Origin of the sequence: Mycobacterium sp. E3298 (genome assembly GCF_001666895.1) — a bacterium.
GTDB lineage: Bacteria > Actinomycetota > Actinomycetes > Mycobacteriales > Mycobacteriaceae > Mycobacterium.
The window spans coordinates 1-6,759 of record NZ_LZJB01000092.1 but is presented as its reverse complement, the minus strand read 5'-3'; the positions used below and the strand labels follow the sequence as shown (position 1 = coordinate 6,759).

General features: G+C 68.1%; 5 protein-coding genes and 1 pseudogene. 2 read left to right on the top strand and 4 right to left on the bottom strand.

Annotated elements, in window-relative coordinates:
- Positions 1-127: 127 nt before the first annotated feature.
- Positions 128-592: a CD225/dispanin family protein gene (locus A9X05_RS04315; protein WP_067756791.1), complete on the top strand. Its 465-nt coding sequence runs from the start codon at positions 128-130 to the stop codon at positions 590-592.
- A gap of 18 nt (positions 593-610) precedes the next feature.
- Here the strand turns inward: A9X05_RS04315 and A9X05_RS04310 are convergent, their stop codons facing one another.
- Together A9X05_RS04310 and fadD4 are read right to left on the bottom strand one after the other, a co-directional pair.
- The gene (locus A9X05_RS04310) at positions 611-1,558 is read right to left on the bottom strand and encodes an enoyl-CoA hydratase/isomerase family protein (protein ID WP_067756794.1); all 948 of its coding nucleotides are present in this window, start codon (positions 1,556-1,558) and stop codon (positions 611-613) included.
- A 3-nt stretch (positions 1,559-1,561) separates the two neighbouring features.
- Positions 1,562-3,079 (bottom strand): fatty-acid--CoA ligase FadD4, encoded by a 1,518-nt coding sequence (gene fadD4 / locus A9X05_RS04305; RefSeq protein ID WP_067756797.1) that lies wholly within the window; start codon positions 3,077-3,079, stop codon positions 1,562-1,564.
- 245 nt (positions 3,080-3,324) lie between these two features.
- On the opposite strand from fadD4, the gene A9X05_RS04300 reads away from it, so the two are divergent.
- Entirely contained in the window at positions 3,325-4,356 is a 1,032-nt protein-coding gene (locus A9X05_RS04300; protein ID WP_231969202.1) for a diguanylate cyclase, read from the top strand.
- Here the strand turns inward: A9X05_RS04300 and A9X05_RS04295 are convergent, their stop codons facing one another.
- Both A9X05_RS04295 and A9X05_RS04290 read right to left on the bottom strand, forming a co-directional pair.
- Positions 4,357-6,186: a phosphoenolpyruvate carboxykinase (GTP) gene (locus tag A9X05_RS04295; RefSeq protein WP_067756800.1), complete on the bottom strand. Its 1,830-nt coding sequence runs from the start codon at positions 6,184-6,186 to the stop codon at positions 4,357-4,359.
- Between the two features lie 143 nt (positions 6,187-6,329).
- Positions 6,330-6,759 (bottom strand): annotated as a pseudogene (locus tag A9X05_RS04290) (hypothetical protein); the annotation flags it as partial.

The following is a 6,759-nucleotide window of genomic DNA, read 5'->3' as shown; positions in this document are numbered from 1 at the left end:
GCGCGGTGGCATCTGAGTCCGAATGTGCGGGCTTGACGCCCTGGTGTGCTGTATATTTGCCTGACTTCTGGCACCAGCAAAGCGGCGCGGGAGTAAAAGTCACTGCGACGAAGGAAAGTCGGCTGCCATGAGTTATCCCCCAGGGCCGTACGAAGGCTCGCCGGAATGGCAGGGTCAGCAGCCGGAATGGCAGGGTCAGCCGCCCGGTGGGCAGGGGCAGCCGCCGGGTTGGCAGGGCCAGCAACCGGGTTGGCCGGGCCAGCAGCCGGGTTGGCAGGCGCCGCAACCGGGCTGGCCGGGCCAGCAGGAGCCGGACAACTACCTCGTCTGGGCCATCCTGTGCACCGTGCTGTGCTGTCTGCCGTTCGGAATCGTGTCGATCGTCTACTCCACCAAGGTGTCCGGACTCTGGTCCCAGGGGCGGTACGCCGAGGCGCAGGCCGCCGCCGACAACGCCAAGAAATGGGCCATCATCGGCGCCATCGCGGGCGCGGTGTTCGCGGTGATCATGGTGATCCTGTATGTGGCCATCGGCGTGATCGCCGTCTCGAACCTGCCGTCGACCACGACCACGACGTATTCCGGCTTCTGACAACGCTTTAGGCGAGTTCTAGTCGCGGATCGCGTCGACCAGACCCCAGGCCAGCGCCGTTTCGGCGTCGATGGTGCGCCCGGACAGCACGAGATAGGCGGTGCGCCACCGGCCGATTCGGCGGGTGACGCTGAGCGTCCCGCCGGCGCCGGGGATCAGCCCCAGCTCGAGTTCGGGAAGGCCGAACACCGAATCCTCCCGCGCGGCCACCCATCCGCAGAACGCCGCCATCTCCAGCCCGCTGCCCAGCACGCGGCCGTGCACCTCGGCCCGGCAGGCGTCACCGAGCCGGGCGGTCAGCGCGTCGAGCGCCAGCGCGGGGCTGTGCCGGGTGCGGGCCAGGTGCGCGCTCGCGGGGTCGGCGAAGGTGCCGAACTCGGCGAGGTCGCCCCCGCTGCAGAACGACGGCCCGTTGCCGCGCAACACGATCCCGGACACGGACGGGTCCAGTAGCGCGACGGTCAGCGCCTCCAGAAGCGCGGCGCGGGCGTCGGTGGAAAACGCGTTGTGGCGCTGCGGCCGGTTGAACGCGATGCACACGGTGTCGCCGTCGCGGTGGGCCAGCACCGGGTCGGCGATGTCGGGCATCTCGGCCGGACCGCGTTCGCCCAGCCAGCGCGCGAATTCGGGTCCGGCCTGCAGGGTCGAGTACGCCAGCGATTCGATCACCACCCCAGCCAGCGCCGGGCCGCCCGGGTCCACCCCGCGCAGCACATCGTCACAGACGCTGCTGGCGTGCGGCCAACGACGACACCGCGCGGTCAGCCGCGCGAGCGCGTCGGGAACCGACTCGACCGTGATCGCCCGCCGATCGTGACAGCGGTCCTCGGTGACGGTGAAAGTCGCTGCCTCCAGCCAGGATTCACAGCGCTCGAGGTCGGAAGCGGCGCCGTGCGCCAGGATCACCCCCGGCGGGGATGCGGGACCGGCATCCGGCGGGCTCGCCAGGTCCACCACCTGGAGCATGGGTCACACCGAGTATTTCTCGATCAGCCCGTTCTTGTAGAGCTTGCCGGTGTCGGTGCGCGGCAATTGCGTCTCGAACGCGATCGATTTCGGACATTTGTAGTGCGCCAGTCGGTCTCGCAGCCAGGCCAGCAGCTCGTCGCCGAATTCGTCGGTGGCGTCACCCGGGTCGACGGTCTGCACGGCGGCGAGCACGCGTTGCCCCATCTCGTCGTCGGGAACCCCGAACACGGCCGCGTCCAACACCTTCGGGTGGGTGACCAAGAGGTTTTCGGCCTCCTGCGGGTAGATGTTCACCCCGCCCGAGATGATCATGTGGTGGCGCCGGTCGGTCAGGTACAGGTAGCCCTCCTCGTCGAGGTAGCCGATGTCGCCGACGGTGGCCCAGCCGTGCTTGCTGCGGGAGGCCGCGGTTTTCGTGGGGTCGTTGAGGTATTCGAACGAATATCCGCCCTCGAAGTAGATCTCTCCGGCCTGCCCGGGCGGCAGCTCGTTGCCGTTCTCGTCGAGGATGTGCAGGGCGCCCCCCATCGGTTTGCCGACCGAGCCGGGGTGCGCCAGCCACTCTTCGGCGGTGATCAGCGTCGACCCGTGCGCCTCGGAGGAGGCGTAGTACTCGTCGATGATCGGCCCCCACCAGTCCATCATCTGCTTCTTGATCTCCACCGGGCAGGGCGCCGCCGCGTGCATGACCCGCTGCAGGCTGGACAGGTCGTACGAATTACGCACCGCCTCAGGCAGTTTCAGCATGCGGGTGAACATCGCCGGGACGAACTGGCCGTGCGTGACGCGGTGACGCTGGATGGCGTCGAGGCAGCCCTCGGCATCGAATTTCTCCAGCACCACCGTCGTGACCCCGCCGGCCTGCGCGCTCATCGACCACACCGAGGGCGCCGTGTGATACAGCGGCGCCGGGCTCAGGTAGATCGAGTCCGGGTTCATCCAGAAGCTCACCAGCGCCGACATCATGCCGGGCGCCTCGGACGGCGGAACGTGCGGCAGTTCGCGTTTGATGCCCTTGGGCCGGCCGGTGGTGCCCGACGAATACTGCAGCAGGTCGCCCTCGAGTTCGTCGTCGATCGGGGTGTCGGGCTCGCCCGCAACGCATTCGGGGTAGCGCTGCCAGCCCTGGAGTTCGTCGTCGGCGATCAGCAGCAGCCCGGGCAGGCCGCCGGGCAGGTGCTCGGCCAGGTTCTCGCACGTCTTGCGCAGCGCCGCCGACCCGATGATCGCCTTGGCGGCGCTGTTGTCGATGATGTAGGCGGCCTCGGCCGCTGTCAGGTGCGTGTTGATCGGCACGTAGTACAGGCCGCTGCGCCGCGCCGCCCACATCACCGCGTGGATGTGTTCGTTGTTCTCCATCAGGATCGCGACGGCGTCGCCCTCGACGAGGCCGGCCCGCCGGAAGTAATGGGCCAGCCGGTTGGCCCGCGCCTCGAGCTCGTCGAAGGTGATGACCGTGCCGGAGGGGTGGAGGATGACGGCGGCCTTGCCGGCGCCGAGGTACTCGCGAATCTGCATGGGCAGACTGTACCGCCGAAAAACTTGACGGGTGTCAAGTGGTCGGGCGCCGGGGCCGCGGGCCCCGGATCGGTACTCGTGCAGCGCCGATCGGGTTGAGGTACCGTCCCTTGCACGACGCGGTTTCGGAGCGGCCGGTCGGTCTTGGTACGGAGGTGCCCATGGAGGCGGCTGAGCGCCTGTCCGCCCCCGCCGCGTGCTGCTCGCCGACCGGCCGACTCGGCGTTTACGACTATGTCGACGGCATGGAGCGCCTGCTGCAGGCGGTCCAGGAATTGTCGCTGGCGCGCAGCCTGCCGGAAATTCAGCGCATCGTCCGGACCTCGGCGCGTGAGCTCACCGGCTGCGACGGCGCCACTTTCGTCCTGCGCGACGACGACGCCTGCTACTACGCCGACGAGGATGCCATCGCACCGCTGTGGAAGGGCAGCCGCTTCCCGATCGAGATCTGCGTCAGCGGGTGGGCGATGCGCAACCGCGAGGCCGCGATCATCCCGGACATCTACCGGGATTCCCGTATCCCGCAAGGCCTTTACCGCGCGACCTTCGTCAAGAGCCTGGTGATGGTCCCGATCCGCAAGCTCGACCCGATCGGGGCGATCGGCAACTACTGGGCGCACCGGCATCCGCCGTCCGAGCAGGAGGTGCGCCTGCTGCAGGCCCTCGCCGATTCGACGTCGATCGCCATGGAGAACGTCGCGGTCTACTCCGAACTGGAACAGCGGGTGCGCGACCGCACCGCCGAGCTGGAAAGGGCCAACGAGGAGATCAGCCGGCTGTCGGTCACCGACGAGCTGACCGGGCTCAGCAATCGCCGCGGCTTCTACCTGCTGGCCGAGCAGAAGCTTCGCGGGGCGCACCACCTCGGGCACAACTGCGTGCTCGCCTTCCTCGACGTCGACGGGCTCAAGCGGGTCAACGACGAACAGGGACACGACGTCGGCGACGCGCTGATCAAGGACGTCGCCGAGGTGCTGCGCCAGGTGCGGCGCGAGTCCGACATTGTCGCCCGCCTCGGCGGCGACGAATTCTGCGTCATGATCACCGAACGCGACGCCGGCACGGCGGAGGTCAAGGAACGGCTCGCCGAGGCGTTCCACACTTTCAACGAGACCAGCGACCGCACCTACCGGCTGTCCGCCAGCATCGGCCTGGTGCAGGCGCCCGTCGCCGAGCACGCGACCCTGGACGAATTGCTGGCCCGGGCAGACGAATTGATGTACGCGGAGAAGAGGACCAGCCCCACCCGGCGCGCGGGTGGGGACCGCAGGCGCTAGCTAGCCGGCGTCGGCCAGCCGCTGCTTGAGCGCCTCGAACTCGTCCTTGACGCCGGTGGGCAGCTTCTCGCCGACGAACTCGAACCACTCCTCGATCAGGGGCAGCTCTTCGCGCCACTCGGCGGCGTTGACCGCGAGCGCCTTCGTGACGTCTTCGGCCTCGACGTCCAGGCCGTCGAGATCCAGGTCGGCCGCGGTCGGCACGATGCCGATCGGTGTGTCCTGACCGCCGGCCCGGTGCTCGATGCGGTCGACGATCCACTTCAGCACGCGGCTGTTCTCGCCGAAGCCCGGCCAGAGGAACTCGCCCTGTTCGCCGCGGCGGAACCAGTTGACGAAGAACACCTTCGGCAGCTTGGACTCGTCGGAGTTCTTGCCCAGGTCGAGCCAGTGCTGGAAGTAGTCACCGACGTGGTAGCCCAGGAACGGCAGCATGGCCATCGGGTCGCGGCGCACCGTGCCGACCTTGCCCTCGGCGGCGGCGGTCTGCTCGCTGCCCATGGTGGCGCCCATGAACACGCCGTGCTGCCAGTCGCGGGCCTGCGTCACCAGCGGCACCGTGGTCTTGCGGCGGGCGCCGAACAGTATCCCCGAGATCGGCACGCCCTGCGGGTCGTCCCACTCCGGCGCCAGGATGGGGCACTGCGACATCGGGGTGCAGTACCGCGAGTTCGGGTGGGCGGCTTTGGTTTCCGTCTCGCGGATGTACCAGTCCTGGCCCTTCCAGTCGATCAGGTGGTCCGGCTCGCCCTCCAGGCCTTCCCACCACACCTCGTCGTCGTCGGTCAGTGCGACGTTGGTGAACACGGTGTTGCCCGCCGCGATGGTGCGCATCGCGTTGGGGTTGGACTTCCAGTTGGTGCCCGGCGCCACCCCGAAGAAGCCGAACTCCGGGTTGACCGCGTACAGCCGGCCGTCCTTGCCGAACCGCATCCAGGCGATGTCATCGCCCAGGGTCTCGGCGCGCCAGCCCGGGATGGTCGGCTGCAGCATCGCGAGGTTGGTCTTGCCGCAGGCCGACGGGAACGCGGCGGCGAAGTAGTACGCCTTGTTCTCCGGGGAAATCAGCTTGAGGATCAGCATGTGCTCGGCCAGCCAGCCCTCGTCGTGGGCCATCGCCGAGGCGATGCGCAGCGAATAGCACTTCTTGCCCAGCAGGGCGTTCCCGCCGTAGCCGGAGCCGTAGCTCCAGATTTCGCGGGTCTCCGGGAAGTGGGTGATGTACTTGGTGTCGTTGCACGGCCACGGCACGTCCTTCTGGCCGGGCTCGAGCGGGGCGCCCACCGAGTGCAGCGCCTTGACGAAGAACCCGTCGTCGCCGATCTTCTCCAGGGCGGCCTTGCCCATCCGGGTCATCGTGCGCATGGAGACGACGACGTACTCCGAGTCGGTGATCTCGACGCCCAGCTTGGGGTCGTCGGCGCCGAGCGGGCCCATGCAGAACGGGACCACGTACATGGTGCGGCCGCGCATGCAGCCGCGGTACAGGTCGGTCATCAGCGCCCGCATCTCGCCCGGGTCCATCCAGTTGTTGGTGGGGCCGGCGTCGATCTCGCGCTCGGAGCAGATGAAGGTCCGCGACTCGACACGCGCAACGTCCGACGGGTCCGACAACGCCAGGTAGGAATTGGGGTGCTTCTTCTCGTTCAGCTTCGTGAACGTGCCGGCCTCGACCAGCTCGCCGGCCAGCCGGTCGAACTCTTCGGCGGAGCCGTCGGTGAACACCACGCGCTCAGGCTGAGTGAGCTCGGCGACCTCCCGTACCCACGACAGCAGCCCCTGATGGTTGGTGGGCGCGGTGTCCAAACCGGGAATGGTCGCTGAGGTCATCGAAATCTCCTGAATCCTTCTGCGTACTCGTACATCTCTTCAATTGCGTATGTGCTCGACCACACAGCTGCTTGAATGGTGGCGTTAACTACAGGTTATCGTGAGCACCTTGTCGGGGAAGCCTCGGGCAGGTATAAGCCTTCTCACAGCAACGATTCAGAAGCTTCCCCGGCATCCGCATCACCGCTGAAAGAAGCGGGTTTTTCGGTTGCCTCGTCCGCCGCGGCTTTTTCCACGTCCGAAACGGAATCGTCGGACGTAGATATACCCGCTTCACCGAGTTCCGCACGCACCGCCTCGAGGGCCGCCAGCACCGTCGGCAGCTCGCGGTCCCGGGCGGCGGCGTCCCGCGACGCGGCCGTGGCGTGCGCGCGCAGCTCGCGGTCGATGGCGTCGACCTGGTCGCTCACCTGGGCGTTTTCGACCTCGTCCTGGGCCAACACGGCCTTGCTGAGCACCGACTCGGCGACCAGGACGCGGGTGGCGACCAGCTCCTCGGCCACCGACCGCAGCGAGGAGGTGACGTCCCCCGCCCAGCGGTCGAGCAGCGCCCGGTCCCGCAGCAGGCTGCGG